Annotated in this window: 15 protein-coding genes and 2 pseudogenes; 4 read left to right on the top strand and 13 right to left on the bottom strand. The window is 43.4% G+C overall.

Annotated elements, in window-relative coordinates; all coding sequences use genetic code 11:
- Position 1: 1 nt before the first annotated feature.
- The 7 genes and pseudogenes from BO219_RS01880 to BO219_RS01855 form a co-directional block, all read right to left on the bottom strand.
- Positions 2-844: a DnaD domain-containing protein gene (locus BO219_RS01880; RefSeq protein ID WP_077428089.1), complete on the bottom strand. Its 843-nt coding sequence runs from the start codon at positions 842-844 to the stop codon at positions 2-4.
- 69 nt (positions 845-913) lie between these two features.
- Positions 914-1624, bottom strand: a complete 711-nt coding sequence (locus BO219_RS14390) for a type II toxin-antitoxin system VapC family toxin (protein WP_226373741.1) — start codon at positions 1622-1624, stop codon at positions 914-916.
- 6 nt (positions 1625-1630) lie between these two features.
- Positions 1631-1783: a hypothetical protein gene (locus BO219_RS14530; RefSeq protein ID WP_158074585.1), complete on the bottom strand. Its 153-nt coding sequence runs from the start codon at positions 1781-1783 to the stop codon at positions 1631-1633.
- Positions 1784-1876: 93 nt separating this feature from the next.
- Entirely contained in the window at positions 1877-2380 is a 504-nt protein-coding gene (locus tag BO219_RS01870) for a ferritin (protein ID WP_077428087.1), read from the bottom strand.
- A gap of 55 nt (positions 2381-2435) precedes the next feature.
- Positions 2436-3385 (bottom strand): annotated as a pseudogene (locus BO219_RS01865) (TerC family protein).
- An 83-nt stretch (positions 3386-3468) separates the two neighbouring features.
- Entirely contained in the window at positions 3469-4884 is a 1416-nt protein-coding gene (locus BO219_RS01860) for a branched-chain amino acid transporter BcaP (protein WP_077428083.1), read from the bottom strand.
- Positions 4885-4976: 92 nt separating this feature from the next.
- A complete protein-coding gene (locus BO219_RS01855) occupies positions 4977-6248 on the bottom strand; it encodes a sensor histidine kinase (RefSeq protein WP_077428081.1) in 1272 nt (423 codons plus the stop codon).
- 118 nt (positions 6249-6366) lie between these two features.
- Here BO219_RS01855 and BO219_RS01850 point away from each other — a divergent pair, with 118 nt between their 5' ends.
- A complete protein-coding gene (locus BO219_RS01850; protein WP_077428079.1) occupies positions 6367-7533 on the top strand; it encodes an MFS transporter in 1167 nt (388 codons plus the stop codon).
- Between the two features lie 9 nt (positions 7534-7542).
- Here the strand turns inward: BO219_RS01850 and BO219_RS01845 are convergent, their stop codons facing one another.
- The 3 genes from BO219_RS01845 to BO219_RS01835 form a co-directional block, all read right to left on the bottom strand.
- Positions 7543-8538, bottom strand: a complete 996-nt coding sequence (locus tag BO219_RS01845; RefSeq protein ID WP_077428077.1) for a glycosyltransferase family 2 protein — start codon at positions 8536-8538, stop codon at positions 7543-7545.
- The gene (locus BO219_RS01840; protein WP_226373740.1) at positions 8535-10196 is read right to left on the bottom strand and encodes a DUF6044 family protein; all 1662 of its coding nucleotides are present in this window, start codon (positions 10194-10196) and stop codon (positions 8535-8537) included. Before BO219_RS01840 ends, BO219_RS01845 begins: the two co-directional genes overlap by 4 nt.
- Before the next feature lie 102 nt (positions 10197-10298).
- On the bottom strand, positions 10299-10862 hold the full coding sequence (locus BO219_RS01835) for a class I SAM-dependent methyltransferase (protein ID WP_077428073.1): 564 nt from the start codon (positions 10860-10862) through the stop codon (positions 10299-10301).
- 208 nt (positions 10863-11070) lie between these two features.
- Here BO219_RS01835 and BO219_RS01830 point away from each other — a divergent pair.
- The 3 genes and pseudogenes from BO219_RS01830 to BO219_RS01820 form a co-directional block, all read left to right on the top strand.
- Positions 11071-11301, top strand: a pseudogene (locus BO219_RS01830) (transposase); the annotation flags it as partial.
- A gap of 277 nt (positions 11302-11578) precedes the next feature.
- A complete protein-coding gene (locus BO219_RS01825) occupies positions 11579-12214 on the top strand; it encodes an FMN-dependent NADH-azoreductase (protein WP_077428071.1) in 636 nt (211 codons plus the stop codon).
- A gap of 310 nt (positions 12215-12524) precedes the next feature.
- Positions 12525-13418, top strand: coding sequence for an Rpn family recombination-promoting nuclease/putative transposase (locus BO219_RS01820; RefSeq protein WP_077428069.1), 894 nt, complete (start codon positions 12525-12527; stop codon positions 13416-13418).
- Positions 13419-13461: 43 nt separating this feature from the next.
- Here BO219_RS01820 and BO219_RS01815 read toward each other — a convergent pair whose 3' ends face one another.
- The 3 genes from BO219_RS01815 to BO219_RS01805 form a co-directional block, all read right to left on the bottom strand.
- On the bottom strand, positions 13462-13629 hold the full coding sequence (locus tag BO219_RS01815) for a hypothetical protein (protein ID WP_226373739.1): 168 nt from the start codon (positions 13627-13629) through the stop codon (positions 13462-13464).
- 341 nt (positions 13630-13970) lie between these two features.
- Complete coding sequence (locus BO219_RS01810) at positions 13971-15311, bottom strand: GntT/GntP/DsdX family permease (protein WP_077428067.1); 1341 nt, start codon at positions 15309-15311, stop codon at positions 13971-13973.
- Positions 15312-15399: 88 nt separating this feature from the next.
- The gene (locus tag BO219_RS01805) at positions 15400-16941 is read right to left on the bottom strand and encodes a gluconokinase (protein ID WP_077428066.1); all 1542 of its coding nucleotides are present in this window, start codon (positions 16939-16941) and stop codon (positions 15400-15402) included.
- Between the last annotated feature and the right edge of the window lie 104 nt (positions 16942-17045).

Below are 17045 nucleotides of genomic sequence, written 5' to 3'. Positions count from 1 at the left end.
TTCATGCCCTTTTCTTTTTTAATCGTTCTTCTAACTCACGCCGCTTTTGTTCGAGTTCCGCTTCGTTATACGTTCTCCGCTCATATTGCGTATAGTCGATATGTAGCCATTCCGGAATCAATTCCGTTCGCACCGCTCGTTTTTCTTTTTTTATGCGACCATGCTTCTTCCAATTGCGCAAAATCCCCTCGGCATATTTCCACGTTTTCACTCCGTTTTTTAACGCGATCGTTAACGCTTCGAGCACCCATTCCGCTGACGTGTCATTCACCCATAGCGCCATCTGTTCACCGACATAGCTACTGATCGTCCCGAAACCGTTTTGTTCATAAAAATAAATCAAGTTTTGTAACGTATGATCTGTTGTTATATTTGTTTGTCTGTTCATATTGCGACGTGCGTCTTGGCAAGTTGACGCGTGCGATGCGTCATGTTGCATCGTCCGCTCGTCATGTTGACCGTTCGTTTTTTCGATACACATGTTCTCGTCATCTTCCGTCACTTGCTCGTCATGTACAACGTTTGTGTCAAGCACTTCGGCAAGCACATCGTAGTCAATGCGATACCATTTCGTTTTATCCAGTTTCGAACGATACCTTGACACGACGATCCCTTTTTTCTCAAGCCGGACGATCGTGCGCCGAATCGTGCTTTCTGACCAAAACGGAAACTGTTTTTTCCATCCTTCGTATGTGTTATATACCCACGTATATCCATCGTACGTATGCGTACTTTTTTCGAGCCAATAATGAAGTTGTTGTAAAAATATGCTTTCATTTAGTCCAAGCTTTACCGCCACCGTCGGCAATACGAACAACGGATCATCATCGACTAACCATTTCATCTCCATCCCTCCTATATCCAACTATCGCTTGACGCGCGATCGTTGGTTAGGCGAAAAGAAAAAAGTGTGTTAGGCGATTTTTAAAATTTTTGTTTTACTATTTTCAGAGTAAAGATCATGTACAAAATCTCCATCTAGCGTCGCAAAATAATCATAGCCATGGTATAGAGCCAGTGCATAATGTAACGCGTCGTACACTTCCAATTGTAATAATTTCATTTGAGCTAATGTTAACTGTTGAATATCAATGTTTGTGTTCAAAAACGATACGTGAAAATTATTTCTCAAAGCACTCAAAAACTCATTGTAGCGATCAATTGCATTGTTATAAAAAATTTGCAACTTATTTCTTTGCGATGGATAACGATTTTTTACAGATTTAATAAGACGGGATACATTGACGACAAAATGTTTATTGTAAAAACGCGGAATTTCTTTTTTCCATACGTCATAAAGAAATGCAGTAGGCTCTTCTAACGATCCTAACTGAGTATATGAGGATGATTTTAATTTAGGACGTTGCTGCTTGTTGTAGTATATTTCGAGCGGAAACAATATTTCTTGCATAAACAACTGATGGATCACTTCTCCAAATACATGGCTACTTATTCCTAATTGAGCGATACCTTCCTCTTGCCATTTTTGTAACATTTCACAAACTTTATCACCACGTGGATCATCGCTGTTCATGTAAGCCAAAATAAAACAAGCATCAATGTAAATGGACGCTTGTTCAAAATTTTCATGACGCGCATCTTCAAAAGTCAATACGAAGGACATGCGACGCTACCTTCCTTGTTTATACATATCCACTAGCTTTCTACCAAAAGGGGAAGGTTTCGCAATTTTCTTTCTTAATTGTGCAAAGTCAACACAGGAAGCATTTAACTTATTTCGTTTCATTTGAGAAGAAATCGCTGTTTCAACTTGTTTTGACATATTCGTCCCTCCATTCCCTTTCGAAACATTATATCATTCATCAAAAGTATTTGTACACATATGCACCATAAAGAGAATGCCGATGCATTCCCTTTACGGTTCTGGTGTAAATGTACGTTGTGCGAGTTCGTTGTCGAGCATAAATAGCGAGTTGCTGTCGCCTTCGATGCGCTTGAGCTTTTGAATGAGCGTGTCAAATAGCGATTCCTCTTCCACTTGTTCGTCGATAAACCATTTCAAAAAGTTCATCGTCGCGTGTTCACGCTCATCTAACGCTAAGTCAGATAGTTTGTAAATGCGGCGCGTCACTTCTTTTTCATGAGCGAGCGCTTTTTCGAAGCAGTCACGAACGGACGTAAATTCGTTGTTCGGTGAAGGAAAACCTGTCATAATGGCCCGTTCGCCAAGCGCATTAATAAAGTTGTAAAACTTCATCGCATGGAATCGCTCTTCTTCCGCTTGCACTAAAAAGAAATTTGCGAAACCATCCAATCCTTCCGCTGAGCAATATGCCGCCGTCGCCATATACGCATGTGCGGAATAAAATTCGAAATTCATTTGTTCATTCAGTCCGTTTAACAATTTTTCACTTAACATAAATCTCACTCCTCCTCTTCTCATTATAACAAAAAAAGGAGGAACGTGCCTCCTTTTACTCGTTTTGCGCTTTTTTCAACGTTTGAATCGCTTCTTTCTGTTGTTGTGTTTCTTTTCCTGAGAAAAACCAGCCGCCAGCAACAATCGCTAAAAGAACGATCCAGAAAATCGCTTTCCATAACGCCGAATGCGCGAAATGTTCGGAAACGACTGCTAAGCTTGGATGTGCAAGCGTATATACTGCCAATTTCACCCCAACCCAACCGACGATTAAAAATGCGGCCGATTCTAGGCTTGGGCGTTTATGCAACAATTTTACGAACGCATTTGCCGCAAAACGCATAATGATGACGCCAATTAATCCACCAGCGAAGATCACTAAAAACTTTCCGCCATCCATGCCGCCGATCGCTGGTAAATTTGTATCCGGCAACGTCATCGCTAAAGCGACAGCCGCTAAAATCGAATCGATCGCAAACGCTAAATCAGCAAGCTCGACTTTTAATACCGTCATCCAAAAACCTGACTTCTTTTTCTCTGTTTTATGCGAGCCATCGCGATTTTTATTGATAAAATGATGCACCGCAATAAACATTAAATACAACGCACCGAGCGCTTGAATTTGCCAAATGTTCACTAAATACGAAATAACAAATAACGCTGCAAAGCGAAGAATAAACGCCCCAGCAAGCCCGTAAAAGAGCGCCCGTTTTTGTTCTTTCTCTGGCAAATGCTTCACCATGACCGCCATCACGACAGCGTTATCGGCAGCGAGAATACCTTCTAAACCGATTAAAACGAGAAGCACCCAACCGTACTCTAACAATAATGATACATCCATCGATAATCCCTCCTGTAATATGTAGTTTTCCCTCGTCCGCCGGCAAAAATCATGAGAACGCAAAAAAGACCTTTGCCGAACGGCAAAGGTCTCGCTAGACACGTAATTGTGCCAACAAAGCCGATGGACAAGGTCCATGAATTGACGACTTTGTTTTCAGGCAACGCCTGAACGCTACTCCCCTTTGTGAAGGAAAACGATGTTATTGTACTTTCATTATAAAAGTGGCTGTTCGTTTTGTCAATCGTTAACTCACTTGTTTTTGTGCGGCATTTGCCTCATTTAATTTGCTATGTTTGCGACCGTACAAGAAGTAAATGACAAGACCAATCGCTAACCAGCCACCAAAGCTTAACCATGTTGTTGCTGGAAGCTGAAGGGCTAAATACGTACAAAACGCGACCGCAAGAAGCGGAATGACCGGTACAAACGGCACTATAAAGCTTCGTTTTAAGTTCGGCTCTGTTTTGCGTAAAATTAAAATGCCGATCGCAACAGTCGTAAATGCAAACAACGTTCCGATATTTGTTAAATGCGCTAATTTATTTAACGGAATGACCCCTGCGAAAACGGAAACCGCAATGCCTGTTACCCATGAATTGACAAGGGGCACTTGTTTCCGTTCGCTCACTTTCGCAAACAATGACGGAAGCAAGCCGTCGCGGCTAATCGCATAAAAGAGGCGCGTTTGTGCATAAAGCATGACAAGAAGCACCGTCGTAATGCCTGTAATCGCACCGAGCGAAATAAATCCCGCCACCCAATCTTGTTGAATATAGTTTAACGCAAAAGCAACTGGATTTTTTACTCCCAACTGATCATACGGCACAATGCCTGTCAAAATAAGCGACACCGCAATGTAAAGAAGCGTACAAATCACAAGCGATGCGATAATCCCGATCGGCATATTGCGCTGCGGATTGCGCACTTCTTCTGCCGCTGTCGATACCGCATCAAACCCTAAGTAAGCGAAAAACACCGTCGCCGCTCCTGCCGCAACACCGGAAAATCCAAACGGCATAAACGGCGTCCAGTTTTCTGGCTTCACATACCATACGCCAACCGCAATAAACAATAAAATAACCGCAACTTTAATAACGACCATGATTGCATTAAAACGAGCGGATTTCCTCACCCCTTGCGTCAATAAAAACGTAATAAGCAAGACGATGACAATGGCGGGCACATCAATAAACGTCCCGTTTGCTGGATCGTAAGCGCTCGTTAATGCTTTCGGCAACTCAATGCCAAATCCGGCAAGCAATCCTTGGAAATAACCAGACCAGCCTGCCGCAACAGCCGAAGCTGCCACACCATACTCTAAAATTAAATCCCAACCGAGCATCCAAGCGATTAATTCCCCAAATGTCGCATAGCTGTACGTATACGCGCTCCCTGACACCGGAACGCTCGATGCAAACTCCGCATAACAAAGCGCCGCAAAGACGCACGCCAATCCAGATAAAATAAACGAAAGAACAAGCGCTGGTCCCGCATGTTCAGCAGCCGCTACCCCCGTTAAAACGAAAATACCTGTTCCAATAATCGCACCGATGCCAAGCATCGTTAAATCAAATGCGCCTAATTCTTTTTTGAGCGTTGCCCCATTTTTTCCTGATTCGCTCATCAGCGCTTCAACCGACTTTCTCCTGAACAAACTCATCGATGTAAACTCCCCTTACTCGTTATGTTCATTTTATACTTTAACGCCCAAAATCGTTAAAGACAATACTTTTTCGCTATTTCGCAATATTTTTATTTTTCTAATAACGAGAAGCTGACTGTCATCGTCGTTCCACGCCCTTTTTCACTTTGAATGCGCCATGTTCCGTTCATCATTTCAATGATGCGAATCGACACCATCGCCCCGAGCCCTGTTCCTTTTTCTTTCGTGCTGAAATACGGCTCACCAAAACGAGCAAGTTGCTCTTTCGTCATCCCCTCCCCTTCATCGCGCACAACGATCGTAACCGTTTTTCCATCGGCGTGGGCATCGACATATACCTTACCGCCATTTGTTGTTGCTTCAATGCCATTTTTTATTATATTTAAAAAACATTGCCGAAAATATTGTGCGTTTCCTTCCATCGTGGCAGGCATGAGTGTTGCGACAATTTGTACGCCATACATGTTCGCAAACGGACGCAACATGTCGATCACTTTTTCTAGCTCCCGCTCCACATGAAGCGTCTCAATTTTTTCAGGAAACGGCTTCGCAAACGTTAAATAATCGTCAATGATCATGCAGGCGCGGTTTAACTCCTCGAGGGCGATATTCATATATTGCTCTTTTGTTTCCGCTGATATGTCTTTTGCTTTCATCAGTTGCATAAAGCCTTTGACGACTGTAAGGGGATTGCGAATTTCATGAGAAATGCTGGCGGCAAGCTGACTGACGACTTCCATTTTCTCCAACTTGATCGCTTTTGAACGAATAAACAGCGCCTCTCGCAACGTTTCAATGATAAATACAATGAACAACATCGCAACAGGAGGAACGAGAATAAAATCGACAACGTACGATTCCGTCACTTGAAAATCGGAAATGGCGACCGCCAACACCGTTGCCGCAATCGCCAAAAGAAACGTCATCGCCGCCGAAGCAACGAGCCGCTGCTTTCTTGTAAGCTGCTGAAAAAACAGAGAAAACAAGCTGCCGCATAGGCACATCATCACATATACCGCAACGGTAATAAACTCATATCCATACATCATAAAGCGCGCCACAAGCAAAATAAGCAATAGCGGTACGCTCACCGCCCAACCGCCGTAAAACGTGCCGATCAAAAACGGCACTTGTCGCAAATCGTGCACGCAATCTGGTGCGATATAAATTGGATATTTCATACATAAAATAAGGGGGACACTTAAACATGCGATGAGCAACACATGTTGATGCGCCTTTTTTTGTTGAAAAAAGCGGACGTGATCGTACAAAAAGTAAAAGAAAAAAATGCTTACTAAAATGTAAAATAAGTTGTTTAACACATGTTGGTTTATATATGTCATTTCTTCACTCTCCCACATCGTTCATCCAATCTCAGTTTCGCGAAAACTTTTTCCGTTGTCAATGCAGCGACATCTTTGAAAAATGGTCACATTTCCATTATGATAAAGATGCAAACTACATAGTGGAGATGGTCATATGAACGATCGGCGTTATTTGCCGCTTTTATTTATTGTCATGTTTTTCGTCATGATGGGATTCGGAATTATTATTCCTGTCCTTCCGTTTTACGCTGAAAACATCGGTGCCACCCCAACACAGCTCGGCTGGTTAATGGCGGTATATTCGTTTATGCAATTTTTATTTGCGCCGATGTGGGGACGGCTGTCTGATCGTTACGGACGCAAGCCGTTTTTACTGCTCGGCATTTTTGGTCTAGCGCTTTCGTTTTTCTTATTCGCCTTAGCAACAAAACTTTGGATGTTGTTTGCAGCGCGCATCATCGGCGGCTTTTTATCGGCCGCAACGATGCCGACAGCGATGGCGTACGTTGCCGATGTGACGACCGAGGAAAATCGCGGAAAAGGCATGGGCATCATCGGGGCAGCGGTCGGGCTCGGCTTTATTTTCGGACCAGCCATCGGCGGCGTGTTTTCGAAACATAGCTTAACCGTTCCGTTTTGGATCGCAGGCAGTTTAGCTTTTGTGACGGCGGTATTCGTTTTCTTTTTCTTAAACGAGTCGCTGCCAAAAGAAAAACGCGCAAACGGCGAAACGAAACGTCCATCACTGATGACGGCGTTACGAAGCGACGTATCGCGTCTATACGTATTGCAGTTGATCGTCACGTTTTCGCTTGCGGGGCTGGAAGCGACATTTGCATATTTTGCGGCTCAACGTGCTGGACTTGCTTCTACTGAACTCGGTTATATTTTTATGATTATGGGACTTGCTGGGGCGGTCATTCAAGGAGGACTTCTTGGCAAACTTATTCAGTCGTTCGGCGAAGGAACGGTCATTCGCGCTGGACTATTGCTTTCAGCACTCGGATTTTCGCTCATTTTATTTATCCATAACTTTTGGACAGCTGCCCTTTATTTAACGATTTTCGGCATCGGTAACGGCGTCATTCGCCCATGTGTATCCGCCTTATTAACGAAACATACGACGGACGGACAAGGAAGCGCAACAGGGCTGTTATCATCGTTCGATTCGCTCGGGCGCATCGGCGGACCGGCGATTGCAGGCTGGCTATTTACATTGAAGCCGAGCTTGCCGTATATGACAGGGATTGTGCTTACGTTCGTTTCATTCGTCCTGTTTCAATCGTTTCAACGCACCATGATGCAAAAAGGCTCCGTCTAGTTCGGAGCCTTAACTAATTTCCTCAGCTAGTTTTTCCCGCTCGTGCCTTGCGATCATCGGTCCATTTAACAAATCGACGTCGACAATGTAGCGCGGACGTTGTTTGGCTTCTTGATATACTTTTCCGATATACTCCCCGACTAAACCGATCGCCATGAGCTGCAATCCTCCGACAAGCCAAATGGACATGATCAGCGACGTCCAGCCCGTCTGCGTATGGCCTGTCATTTTTAAAAATAGCACATATAACGCAAATAATACGCTCACAACAAACGAACAAAAACCGAGAAGAGAGACGAAACGAATCGGCATCATGCTAAACGATGTTAACCCATCGAACGCAAAGCGAATCATTTTCATGAATGGATATTTCGTCACTCCTGCTTTCCGCTCTTTTCGGTCATAATATACGGTCGTCGACGGAAAGCCAAGCAGTGGTACAACGCCACGTAAAAACAGATTCACTTCACGAAATTGCGCTAGCGCTTCGACTGCCCTCCGGCTCATAAGGCGATAGTCGGCATGATTATAAATCAACTTCACCCCGATACGATTCATTATGCGATAAAACGTCTCAGCTGTCCATCGCTTCATATATGAGTCAACGTCACGCTTTTTTCTTACCCCGTAGACGATGTCGTATCCTTCTTGAAATTTGCGCACAAACTCGCGAACGACGTATATGTCGTCTTGTAAATCAGCATCCATCGTCACAACGCAATGCGCCATTTGTTTAGCGGCAATTATCCCCGCTAACAGCGCGTGTTGATGCCCTGCGTTTCCCGCTAGTTTAATTCCTTTTATTTCTTCGTAGCGCAAACACGCTTTATAAATGATCGTCCACGTCCGATCGCGGCTCCCATCATCGACAAACACAATTTTACTTTCCGAAGAAATGAGCTGTTCATCGATAAGTTGTTGCCGCAATGCCCGCAACTGTTCGATCGTCTCCGGCAACATCTCCTCCTCGTTATAACAAGGCACAACGATCGCTAAAACGGTCATGTCGTTTTCCCTCCTTCTACTTCGTATAAATAAATCGTCCATGCTGATTCTTTATGGTGAAACGTGCGCAATAGCTTGAGTTGATTGTCTTTCGCATTGTTAATCGGCAAGGCGGAAAAAACGTATCGCCCGCCCATGTCATATAAAACGTCCGTATGAAGTTGCAAGTGGTGAATGCGTTTGTTTGATCGTTTCGTAAACATATATTTTTTCCCAAGTTCCGCAACAAAAATATAACAACGTCCGCCCCACTCATCGAAATATTCCTTTAGCTTTTTATTTTTATTTAGCTCGCTCGCAATGATTTGACGAAATTGATGTTTATACGAAAGTGGATAAAAATTGTTGTACGTATCTAACGTGTAAAAACCGTTATATTGTGCAATCGCTGGATGTATGCCGATGCTGACGACGCGATACGTATGAACGGGCTTTCCGATATATTGTTGGATGTCTTGAAATTGCTTTTCCGCATAAAAGGCGCGAAACGTTGGCTTGTCGCGATAAACGATTTGTTCATGAAACAACAGCGCCACCACAAGTTGCGCAAAAAGCGCAAATGAAACGATGCGCCGATCCCATGCGCGCCAAATGATGCGAAGCGACAAAGCAAACAAGACGTAAATGATCATCGGGCGTAAAAAATGATAGCGTGCAAAATTAAAGCGATCTAAAAACGGAAACGCTTCTGTCGCAGGAAGCCATCCTTTGTAAAACCAAAACGCATACCAAAGCGACAAAATGAAATTGAGCACATGAAGCTGCCAAAATAGCCGTTCATTCCGCCACCATTTTCGTTTCCATACGATATATAAGGCGATGAACGTGACAGGTAAAATGACAAGCGTATGAATCGTCATCACATGCGTATGACCGAATATGTAGTTTTTTAATGTTAGTCGAAGCGAGCGCCATAACGACAGACGGGCATGGAAATATTCATCCCGACTTGTCGGTTCGGTCGCAAATAAAAATGAATGAACAAGCCGATATTCAATTGCTAAATAAAGGGCGGTCATATATACGAGCGCCAGCAATAACGGCATATTCGGTCGGCGACGCCACGCATCAACGATCCAAAACAAAAACATCGCGCTTAAAAAAAAGAAAAAACCGAGCACGAAGCTAGAATAGAGAGGAAGAAGCGTGAGTACGACATAATTTTTCCACGAACGATCGCCCGCTCGAATGTTAAGTAGCGCCCATAACGCAAGCGGCATGCCGAGCGTGCTAAGCATCCCTGATGGCCAAAACGGCGTTAAGGCAAACGTAAGCGCCACACCAACGCGAATCCATTCTGCCGTCGCTTCTCGCTCCTTTAATACGTGCGTTTTCAACAACATATACATGCCGATAAACGCAAATACGCGCGTCAACAGCTGGCTAAGCCCGTAAGCATAAACGGAAGGAAAAAGCGCATGAAGCCAGACGATGCCGCTAAATTCTGTTCCGTACGCGTTGCGTGGCAATCCGTTAATGACTTGCGGAATCGTCGCATGAACGGAACCGAACAACTCACCGCTTCGTGCAAGCACACGATACCAAGCGATATTTGAATCTAAATTATCGTGCACGCGCATATGGGCATCTTCACCAAGAAGAAAATACGGCAATGCGTGCAAACAAACGATCATCATGCCAAATGCGAACAGTTTCATAGCGTCCCCCCATTCGCCATTATTTTTTAACAATGAATGAAAAATATGCATATCCCTTGAATAAACGAACGGATAAAAAAATAGCCATCGACAATTCGATGACTACTTTTTCACTACGATACCATATACGCTCGGATGGAAATGAACGAGCTCGACATGTGCAAATGTCGCTTTTGCCTCGTCCATGAGTTGTTGGGACGGAATGCGTTCATGAATCGGCGGACCCATTTCACTTTCGACCGCTTCCCATTCGATGAATATAAACGCACCGTTTGGCTTTATGATGCGCGCGACTTCTGTCAATACCGCCTTACGATCGTCAATTTCATGAAGAACAAACGCCATCAGTCCTTTATCAGCCGATTGCGCTGGAATCGTTGTTGCGGTTACATCGCTTAGGATGTAAGAAATGTTTTCGATCCCTTCTTTTTCTGTGTGTTGCTTAAGTAAGTCAAGCATTTCTTGTTGCACATCAACCGCATATACCGTTTTTGCTGTTTTAGCGATCGGCACTGTAAAATACCCATTTCCTGCCCCTAAATCCGCGACAACATCATGTTCGTTTATATGCAATAACGAAACGACATCCTCTGGCGCAATCAACTCTCGTCTTTTTGGATTCAACAATTTTTCCGCTTTCGAATAATGAAACCGATGCCCTGCCATTTGTCATCACCCTTTTCTTCTATACCTGTATACGTATTTTACTTCATTTTTCGATGGCTGTCATCCGTTTAAAAAAGTTAGTTCATCACCAAATTTTGTGATTTAGTGACAAAAAAGAGAAAGCACTGACGAGATCCTGGCAATAATGTTAGCAGTGAAATAAACATTAAGGAGGTCTCGTAAGTGCTTTCTATACCACTAGGATTGCTTGGAAGAATGGATTAAGTTAGCCAAACAGAGCCCTTTTGCTTCTTTTCAGGAAGCAGCCAACACGCTTGAAAGGTGGATTTCCTACTTTTTGTACCCATATACGAATGCCGAAATTGAGGGGACGAATCACATCAAACGCCGGGCATATGGCTATCGAAATCTAGAACGGTTTCGTTTGCGTATATTTCTGGAGTGTACAGGGAACATTACAGGTACTTCGGCTGCTTAAGCGCTCCCTTCTTCCGCTATCGGTATGATAGTTGGTAGAAGGGAACCCGTGAAGGAAAGCACTTGACTGTTTCCATTCTACCAACTTCGTGGTCTGTATGCGGAAGAAGGATCCTGACTGATGAACCTATTTCATCCAGCTAACATGTATCTAGGATTGAGTAGAAAACATAGAAAATGGTGAAGACCCAAAAAGTTTTTTACTTTACAAAAGTAAGTAATATACTTTAATATAGTTACGGATATTTTTCCACTTAAAATACCGAGGGGGAATCGTCATGGCAAAAGTACTTTATATTACTGCAAATCCAAAACAAGAACAACAATCATTTAGTTTATCAGTCGGGCGTGCGTTTTTAGAAACTTACAAACAACATCATCCAGAAGATGAAATCGTTGAACTACATGTATATGATACGGACATTCCGTACATTGATGCTGATGTATTTAGCGGCTGGGGCAAACTGCAACAAGGACAAGCGTTCGAGCAATTAAGCAAAGATGAACAACAAAAAATAGCACGTATCAATGAGTTATGCGAACAATTTATGGAAGCTGACAAATATGTATTCGTCACACCGATGTGGAACTTTAGCTTCCCTCCAAAACTAAAAGCATATATTGATACGCTTTGTCTTGCAGGGAAAACGTTTAAATATACGGAAGAAGGTTCTGTTGGGCTATTGAAAGGGAAAAAAGCGCTTCACATTCAAGCGCGCGGAGGCATATACTCCGAAGGTCCGGCAAAAGAAATGGAATTTGGCGATCGCTATTTGCGTGCGGTCCTCTCTTTCATCGGCATCACAGACGTCGAAACGATTGCTGTGGAAGGTATGAACGCATTTCCAAACGAAGCAGAAGCCATTAAACAACAAGCGATCGAACGCGCGAAAGACATGGCAAAACGGTTTTAGGTGAAATAGAGGTGTCTTGAAATTTCAAGGCGCCTCCATCTTTTGTTGCCCTTTTTACAACTTTAACTATAACAAAAATCCCCATTGTAAACTGCTGTCATTTTACGTCACTAAACGTTCCCAGTCACCTATCGAAAAAAATGTGCCTTTCCCATTGAAAATTGATTTTTCAGTCCACAAAATTTTCTTCCTACCGTTTTTTTCGCCGATTTTCACAAAAAATGTGCCTCAATATTCAATTTTCCCTTTTTGCATTTCCCGTATTTCCCGAGTGTAATAAAAGTGTATCTATTATGAAAGGATGAGGTGTATGCAGTATCTTGATTTAAAAATGGATTTTATGTTTAAACAGCTGTTCGGTCACCCGAGCCGCAAGTCCATTACGATGGCGTTTTTAAACGCGCTTTTGCATCGGACAGGCGATGACCGCATCGTTGATGTGCAGTTTGAAAACACCGAACTGACGAAAGAAACAGAAGATGGAAAAACAGGGCGGTTAGACGTCATTGTTCGCACGAATCGTGGCGAACGCATTCATGTCGAAATTCAAATCATCCCGCAATACGGCATGCCCGAACGGCTGTTGTATTACTGGGCGCGGTTGTTTTCCTCTTCGTTATCAAAAGGAGAACGGTACGACCCCCTTCCTCCGACCATCATGATCGCCATCTTAAATTACCCACTTTTCCCACATGAAACTGATCGCTTCCATACCGTCTTTCATATCCGTGAAGATGAAGAACAATTTCTTTGGAGCGAGCACCTTGAATTTCATGTACTCGACTTGTCACAATTTATGGTAAAATGGAAGAAATATCGGAGAGAAGTGAAGCAATCGCCCGAATGGCCATGGCTGACGATGTTATCGGCGGTCGATAGCCGAACAAAACGAATGGATGAAGACATGTTTCGCGAATTGGAGGGAATCGCGATGACAGAACAAGAAATTTTAGAGGCGTTAGAAGAATGGCAAAGTTTAAGCGTTGACCCAGAAAACCGCTACGCATACGAAATGCGGCTCAAATGGCTGCTTGACCAACTTTCAAACATTCGCAGCAGTCGGGAAGAAGGATTGAAAAAAGGACGAGAAGAAGGAATCAAAGAAACGATCCGAAAAATGAGCGAAAAAGGAATGAGCGTGGCAGAGATTGCACATATACTCGATATGACGGAAGAAGATGTGCACGAACGGTTGAGCGAGTAGTCTTAAATACCCTTGCGAATAAGCAAGGGCTTGTGCTATTGCCTCATACTTTCCACGCTTTTTTCTTGCCCCACGGTCGTATAAAAGAAATGATAAAAACAAACATCGTCACGGCTAATTGGAAATATACTGCATAATGTCTAATTTCATGATTGCGAACGAACATCGGGTTGCTTAGTGCTAATTCTTTTTGCGTTTCTAATAGCTCCATATTAGCCATCATGAGTTCATCGACAATAAAAATCCCGACAATCTTCTACGATATTTTGGACAGAATACAGCAGATACACAATTCTTTTTTATGGGTATATTTCTTGTTTTCTAAAAGCAATCACCTCTATATAAAATACACCATAAATATTAGATAAACGAAACATATCTAATAAATTCATTCAAAAAAAGAAGGTGTCCCAAAAGTAACGGGGCACCCTTTGTTATACCTATATATACTCAGGAAACATCTTTACGAAACTATATATTGTATATCCCTTGGAAAAAGGTGACCTTTTGAGTCAGCCCCATCTTCCGTAATCGCAATCCTTCCATGTCATTTTACACAAACCAACTAATAACAAATACAACTGAAAAACCGACGAAAGCGATGATCGTTTCCATTACTGTCCATGACTTTAACGTATCTTTCACTTCTAGGCCAAAGTAGCGATTCACAAGCCAAAAACCAGAGTCGTTGACGTGTGAAAGAATCGTTGCCCCTGCCGCAATCGCAATGGTAATTAACCCTAATATTGGACCTGTCAAGCCTAGCGTCTCAATAAACGGTGCCATTAATCCGGCAGAGGTGACCATTGCCACCGTTGCTGATCCTTGTGAAATGCGGACAAGCGCTGCGATAATAAATGCAAGAACGATTGGTGGTAACGAAGATGTTGCCATCATATCAGCAAGCACTTTGCCGACGCCTGAATCGACTAAAATTTGCTTAAACACTCCACCGGCACCTGTGACAAGAATGATAATTCCCGCTGGTTCTAACGCCTTTGTCGCAATATCTTGTACTTGTTGTTTAGAAAGACCGCGTTTCCGTCCTAAGAAATAAAAAGCGAGCAACGTAGCGATCGTTAAAGCAACAAACGGATGTCCTAAAAACGTGAAAAACGATCGAAGCGTACTTTTTTCTGGCAACACAACACCTGAAACCGTGTTCATTAAAATGAGCAACAACGGAATAAGAATGATCGTCGCAATTAAACTGAAGCTTGGCAAATCTTTTTCATCCTCATATTCTTTCCATTCCATGTATGGCGGGATGGAAGCATGAATTTTTTGTGAAATATATTTTCCAAATAGCGGTCCTGCTACAATCATCGCAGGAATACCTGCAATAAATCCAAATAAAATGACCCAACCTAAATCAGCCCCGATTAAATTCGCCACCGCAATCGGCCCAGGCGTTGGAGGGATAAAACTATGCGTCACCGCCAAACCGGCGAGCAAAGGAATGCCATAATACAAAAGCGAACGACCTGTCTTTTTCGCCAACCCGTAAACGATCGGCACAAGAATAATAAATCCAACGTCGAAAAATACAGGGATCGCAACGAAAAATCCCGTAATTCCAAGCGCCCACTGCGCTTTACTTTCGCCAAACTTTTTCATTAACGTTTGTGCTAAACGCTCTGCTCCCCCAGACGCCTCAAGCATTTGACCGAACATCGCACCTAATCCGACGACGACCGCAACAAATCCAAGCGTTCCCCCCATTCCGTTTTGAATGGACTCGATCACATTTTTTAATGGCATCCCTGCCGCAATGCCAACGAGTAAGCTAACGAGCAATAGCGCAACAAACGCATGCAACTTCGAGCGAATAATTAGAAATAATAACAAACTAATTCCAGCGATAACAATTAAAATTAACGAAGACGATGCCATATTCTCCGCTCCCCTTTGTTTTTTTATTGTTCAGTAAACGCTTACAATTACTAAACCGATTTAGTTGTGAAGTAAATCACCCCCTTAGTTACACATATTTCCTTTGAAACGAAGAGATGATTGGAAACTCATCTTTTAACTTCATATATAATCTTGTATACAAATCAAATAGTTCCGCATATGTCGCTGTATGTTGTTCATTCGGCTCATGGCGCGATGAAATACGCAACCACGATTTTACTTCTTGAAGCGATGAAATATCACCTTGCGCATAAAGCGCTAGTGCTGCTGCCCCTAGCGCAGAGGCTTCATGCGTCTCTGGGACGAGCAACTCTTTCCCCATCATATCGCACAACATTTGGCGCCAAAATGGCGATTTCGCAAATCCGCCCGACACCCGAATTTCTGATAACGGTCCGATGACATCCCGAACCGCAAGGGCAACGGAAAAGACGCTCATACAAACCCCTTCCATGACAGCACGAATAAAATGCTCACGCTTATGTTGCAAACTAATGCCGAAAAATGTCCCACGTGCATGTGCATCCCAATAGGGCGCTCGCTCCCCTGATAAAAACGGTAAAAATAACAACCCTTCTGCCCCTGCGGGTACACGTGCCGCATATTGCGTCAATAAATCGTACGGATCGATCCCGAGCCGTTTTGCGACTTCTTTTTCTTGCGCCCCAAATTCATCGCGCAACCATCGAAGTAAAATGCCGCCATTATTTGTCGGCCCGCCAACGACCCATTCATTTTCCGTCAACACATAACAAAACGTCCTCCCTCTTTCGTCCGTTTTTGGAACGGATGAAATCGTTCGTACCGCACCGCTTGTTCCAATCGTAATTGCCGCCTCATGAGGAAGTACTGCGCCGACCCCGACGTTTGCGAGCACACCATCACTTGCGCCGATGACAACAGGCGTATTTCGGGAAATTCCAAGCTGTTCCGCCCATTTTTTGTCCATCCCCTGTAGTGTATATGTCGTTGGGACAAGTTGCGATAGTTGCTGACGATCGATATGAAGGAATTGCAAAATTTCTTCATCCCAATCAAACGTCTGTAAAGAAAATAAGCCGGTAGCTGAGGCAATTGAATAATCGACAACATATTGTTGAAACCATTGATATAACACATATTCTTTAATAGAAATAAACTTATGTGTGCGTTCGAATACGTGTGGCATATGCTCTTTAAACCACATTAACTTAGCAAGCGGCGACATCGGATGAATAGGTGTTCCTGTTTTTTTATATATGTCCATCCCTTTTTCACTTGCTCGCAACTGTTCAGCTTGCTTGTTGCTGCGATTGTCCGTCCAAATGATACAATTCGTCAATGGGCGATGATGATCGTCGACTAGCATGAGCGAATGCATCGCTACACTCAGCCCGACCGCCTTCACTTGTTCCGATGAAACGCCCCCTTTGTATATCGCCCCTTGTATACTTTGCATCACCGCTGAAAAAAGGACGTGAGGGTCTTGTTCCGCCCATCCCGGTTGGGGATGAAGCATCGGATATTCAACCGCATGCATCGCTCGAATACGCCCATCTTCTTCAAAAATGACAGCTTTTGTGCTTGTTGTACCAATATCTACTCCGATGACTACTTGGTTACTATCCATCGTTATCTCCGTTACAGAAAACTTACAAGACTGTTTCCTTCCTTGTTCATCGCGCCCGATTTTGCCGAAGCTACTCTCGTTTCTTTGGCGCTCCGAAGTCACGT

Source organism: Anoxybacillus kestanbolensis, from assembly GCF_001996285.1.
Classification (GTDB): Bacteria; Bacillota; Bacilli; order Bacillales; family Anoxybacillaceae; genus Anoxybacillus; species Anoxybacillus kestanbolensis_A.
This window is presented reverse-complemented; position numbering and strand designations above follow the sequence as displayed.

What these genes read in the sequence shown, in the direction of transcription:
- BO219_RS01880 (WP_077428089.1), bottom strand. Translation starts at nt 844, where the DNA reads ATGAAATGGTTAGTCGATGATGATCCGTTGTTCGTATTGCCGACGGTG.
- BO219_RS14390 (WP_226373741.1), bottom strand. Translation starts at nt 1,624, where the DNA reads ATGTCCTTCGTATTGACTTTTGAAGATGCGCGTCATGAAAATTTTGAA.
- BO219_RS14530 (WP_158074585.1), bottom strand. Translation starts at nt 1,783, where the DNA reads ATGTCAAAACAAGTTGAAACAGCGATTTCTTCTCAAATGAAACGAAAT.
- BO219_RS01870 (WP_077428087.1), bottom strand. Translation starts at nt 2,380, where the DNA reads ATGTTAAGTGAAAAATTGTTAAACGGACTGAATGAACAAATGAATTTC.
- BO219_RS01860 (WP_077428083.1), bottom strand. Translation starts at nt 4,884, where the DNA reads ATGAGTTTGTTCAGGAGAAAGTCGGTTGAAGCGCTGATGAGCGAATCA.
- BO219_RS01855 (WP_077428081.1), bottom strand. Translation starts at nt 6,248, where the DNA reads ATGTGGGAGAGTGAAGAAATGACATATATAAACCAACATGTGTTAAAC.
- BO219_RS01850 (WP_077428079.1), top strand. Translation starts at nt 6,367, where the DNA reads ATGAACGATCGGCGTTATTTGCCGCTTTTATTTATTGTCATGTTTTTC.
- BO219_RS01845 (WP_077428077.1), bottom strand. Translation starts at nt 8,538, where the DNA reads ATGACCGTTTTAGCGATCGTTGTGCCTTGTTATAACGAGGAGGAGATG.
- BO219_RS01840 (WP_226373740.1), bottom strand. Translation starts at nt 10,196, where the DNA reads ATGAAACTGTTCGCATTTGGCATGATGATCGTTTGTTTGCACGCATTG.
- BO219_RS01835 (WP_077428073.1), bottom strand. Translation starts at nt 10,862, where the DNA reads ATGGCAGGGCATCGGTTTCATTATTCGAAAGCGGAAAAATTGTTGAAT.
- BO219_RS01825 (WP_077428071.1), top strand. Translation starts at nt 11,579, where the DNA reads ATGGCAAAAGTACTTTATATTACTGCAAATCCAAAACAAGAACAACAA.
- BO219_RS01820 (WP_077428069.1), top strand. Translation starts at nt 12,525, where the DNA reads ATGCAGTATCTTGATTTAAAAATGGATTTTATGTTTAAACAGCTGTTC.
- BO219_RS01815 (WP_226373739.1), bottom strand. Translation starts at nt 13,629, where the DNA reads ATGGAGCTATTAGAAACGCAAAAAGAATTAGCACTAAGCAACCCGATG.
- BO219_RS01810 (WP_077428067.1), bottom strand. Translation starts at nt 15,311, where the DNA reads ATGGCATCGTCTTCGTTAATTTTAATTGTTATCGCTGGAATTAGTTTG.
- BO219_RS01805 (WP_077428066.1), bottom strand. Translation starts at nt 16,941, where the DNA reads ATGGATAGTAACCAAGTAGTCATCGGAGTAGATATTGGTACAACAAGC.